The organism is Caulobacter sp. DWR1-3-2b1, assembly GCF_049895765.1.
Taxonomy (GTDB): Bacteria; Pseudomonadota; Alphaproteobacteria; order Caulobacterales; family Caulobacteraceae; genus Caulobacter.
In genome coordinates this window covers 1-14,557 of the sequence record NZ_JAFCSZ010000046.1, presented here as the reverse complement: position 1 = coordinate 14,557, position 14,557 = coordinate 1, and the positions used below count along the sequence as shown (strand labels likewise).

The following is a 14,557-nucleotide window of genomic DNA, read 5'->3' as shown; positions in this document are numbered from 1 at the left end:
AGCCGCCAGGACAGGACTTTCCTCCTCGCCCAGTCCATTACCGCCACCAGGTACAGGAAGCCCCGCCGCATCGGGATGTACGTGATGTCGGCGCACCAGACCTGATTGGGCTTGTCGATCTCGCCCTCCCGGGCACCCTCGGTCGCCTCGGCCTTGCCGGAGAACACCCCGGAAGGCCCCTCGATGGCCCGCTTGCGCCACGCCGCAATCATCGTCTGATGGACGCCGTGTTTCGTCGCCAGCTGAGACAGGGTCAGCTCCCCCTTCAACGCCTCCAACGCGACCTTGGCCTTGAAGTCAGCCCAGTACCGCTTCCGCTTCCCAGTCATAAAGTCCGTCCTTCATCGAGGTCGAACCACCTTAGCCAACTGTCCGAATTTCCGGCGCCACCTCAGTCGATGGCGTTCACGACCTGACCGCCGGCAGTCCTGGCAAGACCTTCCGCCTGCTCAACGCGGCCGCCGTGCACGCCATAGACACGGGCGAGGAACAGATCACATTGAAGACTCTGCGACTTGACGATGTCACCCGCCATGTCCGCACCGCGGCCGCCATGCGGCGCCGGGTGAGGGCCGCGGCAGGCTAAGGATGCCGTCGTTGCCGTTCGCGCCCCGGCCAATGGCCGGCGAGGGTCTATCGTCGTGGGTGGCGCGCCGGGCGGCCAATAATTTCGTCACTGCGGCTGACTTCTGGTCCGGGCTGGGTTGCGACGATCCTCAAGACCTTGCGCCGCCCGACGGCCTGTTCGACCAGTTGGCGGAGGCTACGCGCCTGGATGCGAATGAGCTACGCCGTTTCTTCGCACCGGACCTGGCGACGATCGCGGCTCCGCTGGTGCTGAGCCGGCCTGCCTTCATCCGTGGCGCGGCTTGCCCGGCCTGTTGCCGTGACGCCGCCGACAGGGGTGGCGATCACTTCGTTTCGGCGTCGAGCGCCAGCTTGTGGCGTGTCAGTTGTCCAGAGCACCGGGTCCGCTTGGCCGGCCTCGACGGCTACGGACCCATCTTGCAGGACGGCGCCGCGCGCTTCGCCCATGAAGGCTCGCGTGTCAGCATCGGCGCACCCCGCCTCGCCGGCCGACCCGCTGAATTCACCCTGGCGTTCGAAGACGCGGTCATAAGGGCGCTGAGCGGACAACCGCCCGGTTCCGAATGGCTACCTCGCACACCCGCGACCTTCCTCGCCAGTGCGACTGCGCTGATCGAGGTCGTACTCCGGCGTCCAGGGAGCACGACCACATTCGCTCACCAGTTCGACGAGATTCGGAACGGCAGCGCGACGTTTTCCATCGGTTCCAACGACCGGCGACACGGCACGGCGTTGCTTGCCGATCAAGGTCCGCGCTATCGCACGAATGTCTACGCCGCCGTGGCGACGCTGCTGGCCCGGCCGCACGCACGGAGTCATCCGTTCGCAACTCTCATGCGATGGAACGACCCGAACAGCCCCGACTCGTTTGCCTACGCCTTCGACGAATTCGACGATCGGCTGGGTGCGGTCCTCACGGGTCGCCTGGAGGCCTGGCCCGACTGCATCGCGACGACGGCCCGCCAAGCGTTGCAGAGACCTCTCTGAATCGGCGGTGCCTCAGCATGTGCGAAATCGTTCGTTTTCGGACGGGTCCCTACGGTGCGTCCGAAGAATAGCTTGGGTCAATTTCGGACATAGATTAGATTTCGGACACCCTTTACGGACGAAATTGGCCATGCCTCGCACCTTCGCCTACGTTCGAGTCTCCACCGTCGGGCAAACAACAGAAAACCAGGTTCTGGAGATCCAAGCGGCAGGCTTCAAGGTCGAGCTGCGGCGCGTGGTCTCCGAAACGATTTCCGGGAGCGTGGCCACCAGCCAGCGGCGTGGGTTCAATCGGCTCGTCGACCGGCTGGAGCCTGATGATGTGTTGGTCGTCACCAAGCTCGATAGGCTGGGCCGCAATGCAATGGACGTGGCCAGCACGGTGGCGAAGCTCGCCGAGGTCGGCGTGCGCGTCCATTGCCTGGCGTTGGGTGGCGTCGATCTGGCCAGCTCGACGGGCAAGCTGACCATGAACGTCATCAACGCCGTCGCTGAGTTCGAGCGTGACCAGTTGATCGAGCGCACCCAGGCCGGGCTCAATCGCGCCAAGGCCGAAGGCAAGATCCTCGGCCGGCCGCCGAATCTGACGCCCGATAATCGCGCGGATATCCAGCGGCGCCTGACCAACGGCGACAGCGTTTCGGCGCTCGCGCGCGAGTACGGAACCAGTCGTCAATCGATTTTAAGGGTCAAGATTGCTATGGTCCCCGCGTGATTGGGTCAGTCGCGTCTATTTCGCGCGAAATATCGAATAGTCGCGTGTATTTGGGTCGAAAATCCGAAGCGACAGCGCCAGTCGTGTCTATTTCGAATATCTGACACATGACCCATTGAAATATAAGCATTATATCCGCCTCTGCCCGCGGCTGCGTGATTTTCAGGCGGCGCTGCCAGACCGGCCTCAACAAGGGCGAGCAGCGGCATGCGCTGATGCAGGCGATCTGAACGTTCCGCCAGGGGCGCATCTCCGAGTGGACCCGCGACGCGCAGCAGTACCGCGCCTCGGGCCTGAACCTGGTGATCGCCGCCATCGTCTGGTGGAACTCGACCTACATGGCGGACGCCGTCGATCACCTGCGAGCTGCTGGCGAGCCTGCCCCCGACGATCTCCTCGCCCACACCTCGCCGGTCGGCTGGGAGCACATCGCTTTCTCGGGCGACTTCCTGTGGGACCACGCCGCCGCGCTGCAAACGGGACGCCGGCAGCTGACCCTCGGTCGCCGAATGCGCGGCGCGGCCTGAAGTTGGCGGGTTCGGGTTCCGTTCGCCCTCAGCGTTGCTCAGCTAACAAATGTCGCGCCGTCCTGTACTTGGACGCCTCGACGGCTGCGCCTTGCGCGGCGATCCAAAGGGGCCGCTGTTGCGCACCATTGAGCGGGGGAGGCTGTGCTGACCACCACGCCACTGCCCTGGGCCGACGCCTACGCCTACGCCTACGCCTACGCGATGATCGGCCGCCGCGCCGCCCGCGCCGGCATCGCCACCAGGATCGGCAACCATACTTTCTCGGCGACCAGCGTTATGCCCTTTCTGCCTCGTCACCCAAGGCGAAAACGCTGTCTGGCGGATCTGCCCCGTGTGGATCGAGGTCGCGATCGAACCGAAATAGGGTCGCGCAATAAGGGCAGAGAATGCTGATGTCCTGTCCGCCCATTGCAAGATAGATATGCGGGTGGTCCTGGGGTGGTGATGCGCCGATGCATTTGAACGCCTTAACCCCGATGCGAATCTCCGGCACACCGTGGTCGTTCGTGAACTTCGGATAGACCTCACGTGCCATATCGATCTGCTCGCTCCACCGACGTCCAACCTGAATAGAATGCGATCAAGCGTGTTTGAAGCTCGGGATGGTCAGCTTGAGTCCGCCAGTTTCGGCGGTACCCATTGATGGGCTCAGCCGCGGGTCCTGCGCGGCCGCACCACCCTCATTGTCCCACCGGGAAACCGCCCGCCTTAGTGCTTCCACGTCTTTGTTCGTTTCCGACGCGTTGTCGGTCATGGCTCTCTCCTTTCCAAAGAGGGGGTCGGCGGCGAACCTGATCAGCCTTGTGAAGGTGGCCTCGGATTTTCTTGATCGTTAGTCCGGCCGCGCTGCAGGCTCAAGGCCAGCATTCAGGCGCCTACACCGTGCAGGGGATTCGATGAGCGATAGGGCGGCTCGGCGAATGAGTTTGGTCCTGTTCCAGCATCTGTGATCGCTGAATCAGGCAACAGGTCAGCGAGCCTGACACCGCGTAGGAAAATCATAGTATAGGTCATGAGCGAATATTGAAGCAGATCCACCCCGATTACCGCGTCCCTGGGTCGGAGATACGGAAGATATCGTCGCGCAGCCGGGGTCGCTCTTCCCCGGTACACGGCTTCGAAAACATCTGCAGCGGAGATCAACGCTGCCGGTCGCGCTAAGCGGTAACCGTGACCCCTGACGGTTTTCACAAGGGTGCAGTTCCGTAGTCGAGCCAACAGCGCCTCCGTGTATGACAGCGAACGGGCCAGTTGGGCGGCGAGCTCGCCTGCTGTCACCTGGCGATCAGCGGCAGCCAGCCGAACCATGAGCTCGACGGCATCGTAGACAGCTGGACCGATGTTCATTCGCGCCTCGACACTGGTTTCGAAACACAACTATTAATCCCCAGATCACTTGTCAATATGGTTTCGAAGAGCTATCACTTTGCTGGAAAGGGCGAACATGTCAGCACGCGGAACGGCGGTCATTCGGCTGCAGACATCGCGGATCGTGCAGGCGGAAGGCCATGACGGCGAAGTCGATCGCCGACACCGACCGGGCCGCCTTCGTCGAAGCCTGGACGCCAAATTCATCCCGCCACTCCGCGCGTCGCTGCGCGCTTGCGGCCTTGGAGCACGCATATGTCCGCTGCCTTACAGACCATCGAACATGTCGAGAGCCTGGAGAAATACCAGCACGGCTTTTCCACCGACATCCCCCAGGACTTCGCGCCCAAGGGTCTGAACGCCGACATCGTTCGCTTCATCTCGGCCAAGAAGAACGAGCCGGAATGGATGCTGCAGTGGCGGCTGGACGCGTTCGAGCGCTGGCTGGCCATGGACGAGCCAGCCTGGGCCAAGGTCCACTTCCCGCGCATCGATTACCAGGACAGCTACTACTACGCCGCCCCGTCAGAGAAGAAGGGGCCCAAAAGCCTCGACGAGGTCGATCCGGAAATTCTCGCCGTCTACGAAAAGCTGGGCATCCCCTTGAGGGAACAGGCGGTCCTGGCCGGCGTCGAAGGCGCGCCGAGGTACGCAGTGGATGCGGTGTTCGACAGTGTCTCGGTGGTCACCACCTTCAAGAAGGAGCTCGCCCAGGTGGGCGTGATCTTCTGCTCCATGAGCGAGGCGATCCGCGAACATCCCGAACTGGTGAGGCGATACCTGGGCTCCGTCGTGCCCGTTTCGGATAACTATTACGCCTGCCTGAACGCTGCGGTCTTCTCCGACGGCAGCTTCGTCTATGTGCCGCCCGGCGTCCGCTGCCCGATGGAGCTCTCCACCTACTTCCGGATCAATGCGGAGAACAGCGGCCAGTTCGAGCGCACCCTGATCATCGCCGACCAAGGCGCCTACGTCTCGTATCTGGAGGGCTGCACGGCCCCCATGCGCGACGAGAACCAGCTCCATGCCGCCGTGGTCGAGCTGATCGTGCTGGAAGACGCCGAGATCAAATATTCCACGGTCCAGAACTGGTATCCGGGCGATCCGGTCACGGGCAAGGGCGGCATCTACAACTTCGTCACCAAGCGCGCCGACTGCCGCGGAGACCGCTCGAAGGTCTCCTGGACCCAGGTCGAGACCGGTTCGGCCATCACCTGGAAATACCCGTCCTGCATCCTGCGCGGCGAAGGGAGCTCGGGCGAGTTCTATTCGATCGCCATCACAAACGGCCGCCAGCAGGCCGACACCGGCACCAAGATGCTCCACCTCGGCGCTAACACCCGCTCGCGGATCATCTCCAAGGGGATCTCGGCGGGGCGTTCGTCCAACACCTATCGCGGCTTGGTCTCGGTCCACCCCAAGGCCAAGGGCTCGCGCAACTTCACCCAGTGCGACTCGCTGCTGATTGGCAAGACCTGCGCGGCCCACACCGTGCCCTACATAGAGGCGCGCAATGGCCACTGCATCCTTGAGCATGAGGCCACCACCACCCGGCTGTCGGACGACCAGCTATTCTACGCCACACAACGCGGTCTTTCCCAGGAGGAGGCGGTCCAGCTGCTGGTCAACGGCTTCGTCCGCGAGGTGCTGCAGGAACTGCCCATGGAGTTCGCGGTCGAAGCCCAGAAGCTCGTCGCGATCTCGCTCGAAGGTTCGGTCGGATGACCCTCGCCATTCCGGAACGGATCGCCACTATATCCTCAAGGCAAGTCTTGAAGCCGAACGCCACGCGCGGGAGGAGGCCGAGCGGGTCCAGCAGGACACCGACCTGGCCCGCGCTGAGTGGCTCGGCCACCAGGCCCACCGCTGCCCCCACCAAGCAGCAGCCCGTTTCCAGCGCGCAAGAGGCCCTTGAGGTCCTGGCGCAGTTTCTCGTGGAGTGACCCCCTAGATGCTTTCCGTCTCCAATCTGCGCGCCGAAGTCGGCGGCAAGGAAGTCCTCAAAGGCCTGACGCTTGATGTGCCCGCGGGCGAGGTCCACGCCATTATGGGGCCCAATGGCGCCGGCAAGTCGACGCTCTCCTATGTGCTCACCGGCCGCTCGGGCTACGAGGTCACCGGCGGGACCGCCACCCTGGACGGCGAGGATCTGCTGGCGCTCGATCCCAACGAACGCGCCGCCAAGGGCGTCTTTCTGTCCTTCCAGTACCCGCTGGAAATCCCCGGCGTTCCGGCGCTGACCTTCATCCGCACGGCCATGAATGCCCAGCGCAAGGCGCGCGGCGAGGCCGAGATCAGCGCCCCGGCCTTCCTGAAGCTGGCGCGCGAGAAGGCCGGCGAACTGAAGATCGACTTCGAGATGCTCAGGCGCGCCCTCAATGTCGGGTTCTCAGGCGGTGAGAAGAAGCGGATGGAAATCTTCCAGATGGCCATGCTGGCCCCGCGCCTCCTGATCCTTGACGAGACCGATTCCGGGCTCGACATCGACGCGCTGAAGATCGTCTCCGGAGGCGTCAACGCCATGCGCGATCCCGATCGCGCCATGTTGGTGATCACCCACTACCAGCGGCTGCTCGACTACCTCAAACCCGACAAGGTCCACGTCCTGGCCGGCGGCCGCATCGTCGCCACCGGCGGGCCCGACCTGGCGCTCGAGCTCGAGCGCGAAGGCTACGACAAATACGCGAGGGCCGCTTGAGTCTCGCCACCGCCCTGAAATCCGGCGACGCCGGCCTGCTTCCCAGCAAGCGCGACGAAGACTGGAAGTGGACCGACCTGCGCGGCCTGCTGCGCGTCCTGCCGCCGCCCTCGCCGCCAAGCGATGCGGCGCTGACCGCTGGCCCGTTTGGTGATCTGGGCGAGATCGAGGTCGCCATCGTCAATGGCCGCCTACGCGGCGACGCCTCGGCCCTGATTCTGAAGCCCGGCGAGAAGCGTGTCGTGCGCCTGCGGTTCGTCGCCCAAAGCGCCGACAGTGCCCATTCCGTCCAGCTCGCCATTCAACTGGGCAAAGGCGCCGACCTGACCTTGCTGGAGAGCTATGAGGGCTTAGCGGGCGACTATGTCGCCGACGCGGCCCTCGATATCTCGCTCGCCAAAGGCGCGGCCCTGGAGCGCATCGTGGTGGCCGCCGACGGCGAAGGCGCGATCTCGGTCAGCTCGACCCAGGTTGCGCTCGGCCCCGAGACCCGCTTCGCCCAGACCCTGCTGACTGACGGCGCCAAACGACAGCGGATCGAGACCCACGTCGCCCACCCGGGCGCCGGAGCCGGTGTGCGCCTCGATGGCGTTTATCTGCTCTCCGGTCAGCATCATGCCGACTTGACCACCATGGTGGAGCACGGAGGGGTTGATGGAACCACGGACCAGCTCACCAAGGGCGTCGTGCGCGATCAGTCCCGCGGCGTCTTCCAGGGGCGCATCGTGGTGGAGGAGGGTGCTGACCGCACCGACGCTCGCATGAGGCACAACGCACTGATCCTGTCGGATCGCGCCGAGGTCGATGCAAAACCGGAGCTGCTGATCTTCGCCGACGACGTGCAGTGCGCCCATGGCAATACGATCGGCGCCCTGGACGAAGAGGCGCTGTTCTACATGCGCCAGCGGGGTCTCCCCGAAACCGAGGCCCGCGCCCTGTTGATCGAGGCGTTCGTCGGTCAGGTGATCGAGCGGATCGCCTACCAGCCCGCCCGCGAGGTCGCTCGCGCCTGGGCCGCCCAGAGGTTGGGAGCCTGACCATGGACTTCGACGTCGAAGCCATCCGCGAGCGGTTCCCGATCCTGGCTCGCCACGTGAACGGCGAGCCGCTGGCTTATTTCGACAGCGACGCCTCAGCTCGGAAGCTGCCGGCGGTGGCCGGCGAAATTCCGGACTGGGTGGAGGATGTGGTGAAGGAACTGCCCGGCATCGGCCGGGTGAAGGTCGATCTCGTGTTCGACCCGACATGGGATTCCTCTCGGATGTCCGACGAGGCTAAGCTCCGACTGAATGGATTCTGACCATGAGCGATCTCAATCTGACTGCGGCCGGCGCGCCTCCCCGCCGACTCCGCCCCAAGCTCGTCTCCCTGACCGACACTGCGGCTGAGCGCGTGCGCGAGATCATGGGCCGCGCTGATGTCCCTTATAGGGGACTACGGGTTGGGGTGAAGAACGGCGGCTGCGCCGGCTCCGAATACACCATCGAATATGCCGAGGCCGCCGCGCCCCTGGACGAGGTGGTGGAGGACAAGGGCGTCACCATTCTGGTCGATCCCAAAGCGGTTCTGTTCTTGATCGGCAGCGAGATCGACTACGAAAAGACCAAGCTCTCAGCCAAGTTCACCTTCCGAAACCCCAACCAGACCGACGCCTGCGGTTGCGGGGAAAGCGTCACTATCGAGCCTGGTAAGGTCGTTGAGTCGTGAATATTTGTCCTACATTGCCGTCCGCCAACATGGCGGGACTCAGAGCATGCCAGTTTCCAGCTTGGCGGCGTCGGACATCATTGAATGGCTCCACTGCGGATCGAACACCAGATCCACATCAGCCTCCGCAACCGTGGGGATCATCTTGAGCTTGGTGCGGGCATCATCCACCAGGATGTCGCCCATGCCGCATCCGGGGGCGGTCAACGTGAGCTTCACATAAACCTTGCGCTCGCCCGGAGCAGTCTGCTCCAGGCGCAGGTCGTAGACCAGCCCCAGATCAACCACGTTGACCGGAATTTCCGGATCAAACACGGTGCGAAGCTGATCCCACGCCAGCTTTTCCACATCCGCATTGGTGGCATCGGCGGCCACCTCGATAGCCGCCGGCGGCTCCTTGTCCAGCGCGTCGGCATCGCTTCCGGCAATGCGGAATAGGTTGCCGTCCACATACACGGTAAAACTGCCCCCTAGCGCCTGAGTGATGTAGCCGATCTGGCCGATGGGCAGGCATACTGCGTCGCCAAGCGGCACCATGACGGCGTTGCAATCGCGCAACAGGGTGAAGGGTTCGTTGCTCACACTGAAACTGCTCATGCCGACGCCGATCCTGTGGCTGCGGGCGCGACTAAGCGTCGAACCCAGGTTGTCTATAAGAGCCGGCCCGGAGAATCTGGACAGGCCGTCAGTCCGGACCTTTCCCTCAGCCTGCTAGAGCCCTTTCCGACCTGATGGCTTCATCAGGGTCGGGCGAAAAGGGCTCTAAATCAAAAGTTTAGAGCATTTTTCGATCCGAGAACCGTTTCACACTTATCGGAAAATGCTCTAGATGGAGAAGCTGACGCCGCAGCCGCAGCTGGACTTGGCGTTGGGGTTGCGGACCTGGAACTCGGCGCCGGACAGCTCGTCCACATAGTCGATCACCGAGCCCCTCAGCAGGATTAAACTCATCTCGTCGACCAGGGCTGCGGCCCCGTCACGTTCGACCACCAGATCATCGGCATGCGACTCGCTGACCAAGTCGAACTGGTACTGGAAGCCGGAACAGCCCCCGCCTTCCACCGCCACCCGAAGCATGACGCGATAACCCTCGCTCTGGCTGAGGGCGTGAAGCCGTTGGGCTGCGGTCTGGGAGAGGGTCAGGTTTGACGCAGTCATGCTGTTCATGGCGCCCGGGTCTTCAAACTGTCGACGGCATGCACCGGAGCCCTGTCCCCCTTCATCAAATCGGCGATGGCGCAGTACACTATCCGCTGGCTCTCCAGCATATTCTTGCCGGCGAACACGGGCGACGTCACCTCGATGTTGAAGTGGCCGCCGCCGCCGTTCACTCCGGCCCGTGAATCGGGAATCTTGCGCTCGATGGCCTCGCGGAGCGCATCGATGACGGAACCTTGGAAGTCAGTTGGATGGGACGACATGCTGGTCTCCTTTTTATATCAGTAACGCGGCACTGAGGCGTCGATGGGCAGCGCCCTCGCGTCGGTGCCGCCTTTGAGTCCGATGTTGGCTAGCGCTCCCCGTTGCGTCACCCGGATCTGCGACAACTGCCGCAAACCCCTTCCGACCGCCTCGCTCATGGTGGTCCTCGGCATGCGGGGCTCCTAACGGATCGAAAGCGGCGTTTGAATCCGTCAAAATGGCGCCAATCCTTGGCTCCAAAGACTTTCGGCAGGTCGCCAACCGTCAGATTCTCACCACTAGGCCTTCACGCCGATGAGCTCTTGAAGCTCTCCGGACGCCTGCATCTCGCGGACGATGTCGCAGCCTCCCACGAACACCCCATCGATGTAGAGTTGCGGGATCGTCGGCCACTCGGAGAACGCCTTGACTCCATCCCGGATCTCGGGAGAGCGAAGTACATCGACCGTTTCGTAGCTTGGCTTCAGCTCGTCGAGGATTTTCACGACCTGGGCGGAGAACCCGCATTGTGGCATGTGGCGAGTTCCCTTCATGAAGAGGACGACTCGGTTTTGTGCCACGAGGTCGGAGATCTGCTGGTGGAAAGGTTCATTTAGGGACATCGTTGCTCCTCTCGGGTTATTTGGGATTCTGGCCGGATTTTCGGGGCAGGCGATTTTCAGATGTCTCCCTGACATCTAGCCAGGGCGTCTGTAGAATGGCTCCTTCCCCGCTGCGTGGTCCGTCGCGTCCACAATTTCCATGATTTCCGGGGCAACCCTTCTAACCATAACTTCGAATCCCTGCCTCAGGGTCACCTGAGAGGATGCGCATCCCTGGCAGCCGCCGCTCATGGTTATGAAAAGCTTCCCCTTGCTGACGTCCACGATTGAAATCTTCCCGCCGTGGTTAGCGATCGAACGATTGACTTCTTTGTCCAGGAGCGCTTGGACGGCCACGCGAACCTCGGCGTCGGCCCTTCCTTGCGTGCTAGCCTGAGCAGCTATCTCCAAAATCGCCGGCACGCCGGAGAGCAACTGCGTCCGGACGGCCATCCCGATTGCCGATTTCAGTCCCGACCACGAGGCGCTCGGCTCCTTGCCGATGGTCACTACGCTCTCAGCGATGAGCACGTTTGCCACACCGGAAAGCGCGAACAGTCGCTCGGCGAGCGGCGACCCGGCCGCCCGTCCCTTATTGCCGAAGAAGAACGGACCACCGGGATGTAAATCGCGGCTCACGGTGAATTTACACGTGTCGGGGTCGGCGAGCGAGGTCTCCGCGCGGATGCCGATTGGCAGATCCATAGACTGGGCGTCAGACATCCTCGACGTTCTTCTCTGCCGCGCGCGCGCCTGAGGCGCGCAGGTTCTTAAACGTATGGATCCCGCTGTTATGACCGTCGTTCCAATCAAGTCCGATCGCGTAGTTTCCTATGCTTACGATCTTGCGCGGGCTCACATCAGGCCGCACCGTTTTCGGATCGAGCAACTTGCGTCCGCTCATCTCCTCGACGCAGAGGGCGCAGTGACACGCCAGGCGCAGATCGCGGACGTCGAAGTCGTCGCTATGGCCGTCCTCCCAGAGCACGGACAAGGTGCGTGGATCGCGGCGCCGGAAACCGATGGGGGTATTCCGCGATCCAGCAGGCCGAACCGCGCCTTCCATCCAGGCCGGCGCCCCCTCGTTGCTGTCCCAACCCCACACAAAGGGCTGAAGCACCGTGGCCACCGCGTAGAGCTGCTCCGCAAGCGCTGCGGCGATGGCGGCGTACACCTGGGCGCTGACTGACTTCGGCTGGTCCACCACGATGGGGCGCCCCGCGTCACCGCAGGCGACGACGGCGGGATCGAGGGGTAAGGCGCCGAGGAACGGGACGCTGAGCTCCTGGCTCATCCGCTCGCCGCCGCCGTTACGGAAGATATCCGTGCTCTCTCCGCAGTGGGGGCAGGTGAAAGTGCGCATGTTCTCGACGATCCCAAGAATCGGCACCTGCACCTTCTCGAACATCCGCAAGCCGCGGCGGGCGATCTTGAGGCTAACGTCCTGTGGCGTCGTCACAATCACCGCGCCCGACAGCGGCATGCTCTGCGCCAGCGTCAACTGCGTGTCGCCGGTGCCGGGCGGGAGGTCGAGGATCAAGTAGTCTAGGGGTCCCCATTGCACGCCGGCGACGAACAACTTCAGGTATTTGCCCACCATTGGCCCCCGCAAGACGGCCGGATTGTCGTCTCCGGTCAGCATCCCCATCGATATCACCTTCAGACCGTGCCGCTCCGCCGGGATGATCCTGCCTTCCGGGGTTTGTGCCGGCGGCTGGCCGGTTGGGATGCCGAGCATGCCGGGGATACTGGGGCCAAGAATATCGGCATCTACCAGCCCGATGCGCCCTCCGAGCTGCTGCAGCGCGAGCGCCAGATTGACGCTCACCGTGGATTTGCCGACGCCGCCCTTGCCGCTGCCTATTGCGACGATGTGCCGGATCCCAGGCAGCTTCTCTGCGCCGGCGGCCGGCAATGACGACGGGCCACGCGCGTGGTGTGGGTCAGCGGCCTGCATGGCTAAGCTTTTTTGATATCGCTTCGTGGTTCACTAGGATCCCCTGCCGGGCTTTTCGCTGAAATACTTCTCGAACTTGCCGGTCTCGCGCTCAAAGTCGTCAGCGTCGGCGGGCGACTCACCCTTGACGGTGATGTTGGGCCAGATGCGGGAGAATTCGGAATTGACCTTTAGCCATTTGCCGTCTGGATCGTCCTCGGTGTCGGGCTTGATGGCGTTCACCGGGCACTCCGGTTCGCAGACTCCGCAATCGATGCATTCGTCCGGATTGATCGCCAGGAAGTTCTCGCCCTCGTAGAAGCAGTCGACCGGACACACCTCTACGCAGTCCATGAGCTTACATTTGATGCAGGCATCCATCACGATGTAGGTCAACTAGGCGTCCTTTCAGCAGATCGCAGTGCTGAACTCAGTCGCGGTGTACGCCCTCGCGCGGCTGGCTCGTTGGTTGAAAAATGCATGCAGAGTAGGCCGGCTTCCTCTAGCTCGATCGGAACGCCGAACAGTTGACATTTGAGGGCCGAGAGGGAGGCTACAGTGGAGTCGGAGCACGTTTCTCCAGCGAGGTGCGTGCAGTCCCGGCAAACACCGAAGTGCCGATGCGGCCCGCTCGCAGCTACAGTGGTCAGCACGTGGTGCATTGCGCCGCGCATCGCGCTTTGCTCTTCTGCGGCGAGTGATTCCACGGCGCGCACCAGAACTTCGAACGGATCGCGCGCAACCGCTTCGTGGCCCTTGTCCGTCAGCCTAAGACTGACGCTTCGCCCATCCGCCTGGGATCTCTGTCTGCCCAGGTACCCACCAGCCTCAAGCGCCTTGATGGCTTGTGACGCGGTGCCACGGGTCGTCGCTTGAAATTCCGCGAAGGCTGACGGGGTGCGGGAGAACGAGTTGGCGCGCGCGAAGAAGCGCAGCGCCATCCATTGGGCGGGACTGAGTTCGCCCTGATAGCCCTCCGCTTGGATGAGCCGCCCCACCAGCAGCAGGAGTTCCGCCGTTTCGCGCGCTGACATAATCACCTCTTCGAAGACATAATAGTGTTTCGAAATCAACTTGACAACCGATCGGATGCCGATAGCTTTGTTTCGCAATCAACCGAGGGGCTATTCGTAGCCATGATCGAAGTGCACTATGGCGTGGTTTGCATCGGTGGACGGTGGACCATCATCAGCGAGGGGCTGAGGTTCGGCTCCTATGACACGGCAGCCGAAGCTGAACAGATAGCCCGGCACATAGCGAACCAGGCTGCGGGCCTCCCCGTCCAGCTTCATCTGCAGAACGACGCAGGCGAGGTCCATCGGGAGCAGCACACTGGGGGAGAGCCGGCGTCGCCTGCGGACGTTTGATCAAGTTCTTCCAGGGCAGGATGATGGCTGACGACAACGAACCACAAGACGGGTCCCGACCTGATGTGCTGGGCGATGGCTCCAAAGCTCAAAACCTTGGCCAGACCGGCCACCCCGAAAACGTCGTCACCGAAGCGGATGTCAAAGAGGCTTTGGCAGATGTCAAAGAAGCCGTTCGAAACGGTTGATACAGCGTCGATCCGGCAAGTTGTCCCTGCGCCCGAAGGCGGAAAATACGACTACTTTACGGATTACCTGGACAAGGCGGTGTGGGTTCTAGCTGAAGTGCGACGAAGGGCGTGGGCAGAATGACGGGGAGGGGATGTCCTGTCACGTCAGGCTTTCAGGGCATTGGCGGTCGGGCGACGGGCGGGCGCGGAGCCATCACGTAGCGCAGAGCCCGTTCGACGCCCGTGTCTCAATCGTCGCCGCGATCTGCTCGGCAAGTACATCCTCCGGCGTGCGGTATCCGAGACACTTGCGCGGTATCCGATTGAGCCGCGTGGTCAGCTCCAGCAGTTTCTCGGGAGGGATCAGCGCGTGTACGTCGTCAGAAGTTTTGAGACAGCCGGGTCGCGGATTTAGCGGAGGGTTGGCCTCATCTGGGGTTGATATCTAGGCGGCGATTTTGCGGTGCTGCAAGCGCCGATGTTCGAGG

The 14,557-nt window shown here is 62.8% G+C and carries 20 protein-coding genes and 5 pseudogenes; 9 read left to right on the top strand and 16 right to left on the bottom strand.

The features are described 5' to 3' along the window. The 3 genes and pseudogenes from ACP69S_RS21040 to ACP69S_RS21030 all read right to left on the bottom strand — a co-directional run. Nucleotides 1–119 (bottom strand): annotated as a pseudogene (locus tag ACP69S_RS21040) (DDE-type integrase/transposase/recombinase); the annotation flags it as partial. Nucleotides 120–212: 93 nt separating this feature from the next. After that, nucleotides 213–329 (bottom strand): annotated as a pseudogene (locus ACP69S_RS21035) (transposase); the annotation flags it as partial. A gap of 62 nt (nt 330–391) precedes the next feature. Beyond that, nucleotides 392–535 (bottom strand): hypothetical protein, encoded by a 144-nt coding sequence (locus ACP69S_RS21030; protein ID WP_426000562.1) that lies wholly within the window; start codon nt 533–535, stop codon nt 392–394. A 62-nt stretch (nt 536–597) separates the two neighbouring features. Between ACP69S_RS21030 and ACP69S_RS21025 the strand changes: the two genes are divergently transcribed. The 3 genes and pseudogenes from ACP69S_RS21025 to ACP69S_RS21015 all read left to right on the top strand — a co-directional run. Next, the gene (locus ACP69S_RS21025) at nt 598–1,575 is read left to right on the top strand and encodes a TniQ family protein (protein ID WP_426000560.1); all 978 of its coding nucleotides are present in this window, start codon (nt 598–600) and stop codon (nt 1,573–1,575) included. A 130-nt stretch (nt 1,576–1,705) separates the two neighbouring features. Continuing rightward, the gene (locus ACP69S_RS21020) at nt 1,706–2,290 is read left to right on the top strand and encodes a recombinase family protein (protein WP_426000558.1); all 585 of its coding nucleotides are present in this window, start codon (nt 1,706–1,708) and stop codon (nt 2,288–2,290) included. 164 nt (nt 2,291–2,454) lie between these two features. Next, a pseudogene (locus tag ACP69S_RS21015) lies at nt 2,455–2,817 on the top strand (Tn3 family transposase); the annotation flags it as partial. Between the two features lie 277 nt (nt 2,818–3,094). Here the strand turns inward: ACP69S_RS21015 and ACP69S_RS21010 are convergent. From ACP69S_RS21010 to ACP69S_RS21000, 3 genes are all read right to left on the bottom strand, one after another. Beyond that, a complete protein-coding gene (locus tag ACP69S_RS21010; protein ID WP_426000556.1) occupies nt 3,095–3,355 on the bottom strand; it encodes a zinc-finger domain-containing protein in 261 nt (86 codons plus the stop codon). A gap of 45 nt (nt 3,356–3,400) precedes the next feature. Next, on the bottom strand, nt 3,401–3,574 hold the full coding sequence (locus tag ACP69S_RS21005; RefSeq protein WP_426000554.1) for a hypothetical protein: 174 nt from the start codon (nt 3,572–3,574) through the stop codon (nt 3,401–3,403). Nucleotides 3,575–3,687: 113 nt separating this feature from the next. Then, complete coding sequence (locus tag ACP69S_RS21000) at nt 3,688–4,128, bottom strand: Rrf2 family transcriptional regulator (RefSeq protein WP_426000566.1); 441 nt, start codon at nt 4,126–4,128, stop codon at nt 3,688–3,690. Nucleotides 4,129–4,443: 315 nt separating this feature from the next. On the opposite strand from ACP69S_RS21000, the gene sufB reads away from it, so the two are divergent. The 5 genes and pseudogenes from sufB (at nt 4,444) to ACP69S_RS20975 (ending at nt 8,593) form a co-directional block, all read left to right on the top strand. After that, nucleotides 4,444–5,913 carry a Fe-S cluster assembly protein SufB gene (gene sufB / locus ACP69S_RS20995; RefSeq protein ID WP_426000552.1) on the top strand — a complete coding sequence of 490 codons (1,470 nt, stop codon included), beginning with the start codon at nt 4,444–4,446 and terminating at the stop codon, nt 5,911–5,913. 226 nt (nt 5,914–6,139) lie between these two features. After that, nucleotides 6,140–6,886 (top strand): Fe-S cluster assembly ATPase SufC, encoded by a 747-nt coding sequence (gene sufC / locus ACP69S_RS20990; RefSeq protein WP_426000550.1) that lies wholly within the window; start codon nt 6,140–6,142, stop codon nt 6,884–6,886. Then, nucleotides 6,883–7,923 (top strand): Fe-S cluster assembly protein SufD, encoded by a 1,041-nt coding sequence (gene sufD / locus ACP69S_RS20985; RefSeq protein ID WP_426000548.1) that lies wholly within the window; start codon nt 6,883–6,885, stop codon nt 7,921–7,923. The genes sufC and sufD overlap by 4 nt, the downstream gene beginning before the upstream one ends. A gap of 116 nt (nt 7,924–8,039) precedes the next feature. Next, nucleotides 8,040–8,186: pseudogene (locus ACP69S_RS20980) on the top strand (metal-sulfur cluster assembly factor); the annotation flags it as partial. Between the two features lie 2 nt (nt 8,187–8,188). Then, entirely contained in the window at nt 8,189–8,593 is a 405-nt protein-coding gene (locus ACP69S_RS20975; RefSeq protein ID WP_426000546.1) for a HesB/IscA family protein, read from the top strand. A 39-nt stretch (nt 8,594–8,632) separates the two neighbouring features. Here ACP69S_RS20975 and sufT read toward each other — a convergent pair whose 3' ends face one another. The 9 genes from sufT to ACP69S_RS20930 form a co-directional block, all read right to left on the bottom strand. Continuing rightward, nucleotides 8,633–9,190, bottom strand: a complete 558-nt coding sequence (gene sufT / locus ACP69S_RS20970) for a putative Fe-S cluster assembly protein SufT (RefSeq protein ID WP_426000545.1) — start codon at nt 9,188–9,190, stop codon at nt 8,633–8,635. Between the two features lie 228 nt (nt 9,191–9,418). Next, nucleotides 9,419–9,751 (bottom strand): iron-sulfur cluster insertion protein ErpA, encoded by a 333-nt coding sequence (erpA, locus tag ACP69S_RS20965; protein ID WP_426000564.1) that lies wholly within the window; start codon nt 9,749–9,751, stop codon nt 9,419–9,421. Between the two features lie 5 nt (nt 9,752–9,756). Next, nucleotides 9,757–10,014: a BolA/IbaG family iron-sulfur metabolism protein gene (locus ACP69S_RS20960; protein WP_426000543.1), complete on the bottom strand. Its 258-nt coding sequence runs from the start codon at nt 10,012–10,014 to the stop codon at nt 9,757–9,759. A gap of 279 nt (nt 10,015–10,293) precedes the next feature. Further along, nucleotides 10,294–10,617 (bottom strand): Grx4 family monothiol glutaredoxin, encoded by a 324-nt coding sequence (grxD, locus tag ACP69S_RS20955; RefSeq protein WP_426000541.1) that lies wholly within the window; start codon nt 10,615–10,617, stop codon nt 10,294–10,296. Nucleotides 10,618–10,692: 75 nt separating this feature from the next. Further along, nucleotides 10,693–11,319: a NifU family protein gene (locus ACP69S_RS20950; RefSeq protein WP_426000540.1), complete on the bottom strand. Its 627-nt coding sequence runs from the start codon at nt 11,317–11,319 to the stop codon at nt 10,693–10,695. Then, the gene (locus ACP69S_RS20945) at nt 11,312–12,553 is read right to left on the bottom strand and encodes a P-loop NTPase (protein ID WP_426000538.1); all 1,242 of its coding nucleotides are present in this window, start codon (nt 12,551–12,553) and stop codon (nt 11,312–11,314) included. The genes ACP69S_RS20950 and ACP69S_RS20945 overlap by 8 nt, the downstream gene beginning before the upstream one ends. Before the next feature lie 33 nt (nt 12,554–12,586). Next, nucleotides 12,587–12,928, bottom strand: a complete 342-nt coding sequence (gene fdxA / locus ACP69S_RS20940; RefSeq protein ID WP_426000537.1) for a ferredoxin FdxA — start codon at nt 12,926–12,928, stop codon at nt 12,587–12,589. Next, the gene (locus ACP69S_RS20935; protein ID WP_426000535.1) at nt 12,925–13,605 is read right to left on the bottom strand and encodes a MarR family winged helix-turn-helix transcriptional regulator; all 681 of its coding nucleotides are present in this window, start codon (nt 13,603–13,605) and stop codon (nt 12,925–12,927) included. Before ACP69S_RS20935 ends, fdxA begins: the two co-directional genes overlap by 4 nt. Nucleotides 13,606–13,656: 51 nt before the next feature. Next, entirely contained in the window at nt 13,657–13,863 is a 207-nt protein-coding gene (locus ACP69S_RS20930; protein WP_426000533.1) for a hypothetical protein, read from the bottom strand. Nucleotides 13,864–13,895: 32 nt separating this feature from the next. Between ACP69S_RS20930 and ACP69S_RS20925 the strand changes: the two genes are divergently transcribed. After that, nucleotides 13,896–14,087 carry a hypothetical protein gene (locus ACP69S_RS20925; RefSeq protein ID WP_426000531.1) on the top strand — a complete coding sequence of 64 codons (192 nt, stop codon included), beginning with the start codon at nt 13,896–13,898 and terminating at the stop codon, nt 14,085–14,087. 196 nt (nt 14,088–14,283) lie between these two features. Here ACP69S_RS20925 and ACP69S_RS20920 read toward each other — a convergent pair. After that, a pseudogene (locus ACP69S_RS20920) lies at nt 14,284–14,454 on the bottom strand (IS30 family transposase); the annotation flags it as partial. Between the last annotated feature and the right edge of the window lie 103 nt (nt 14,455–14,557).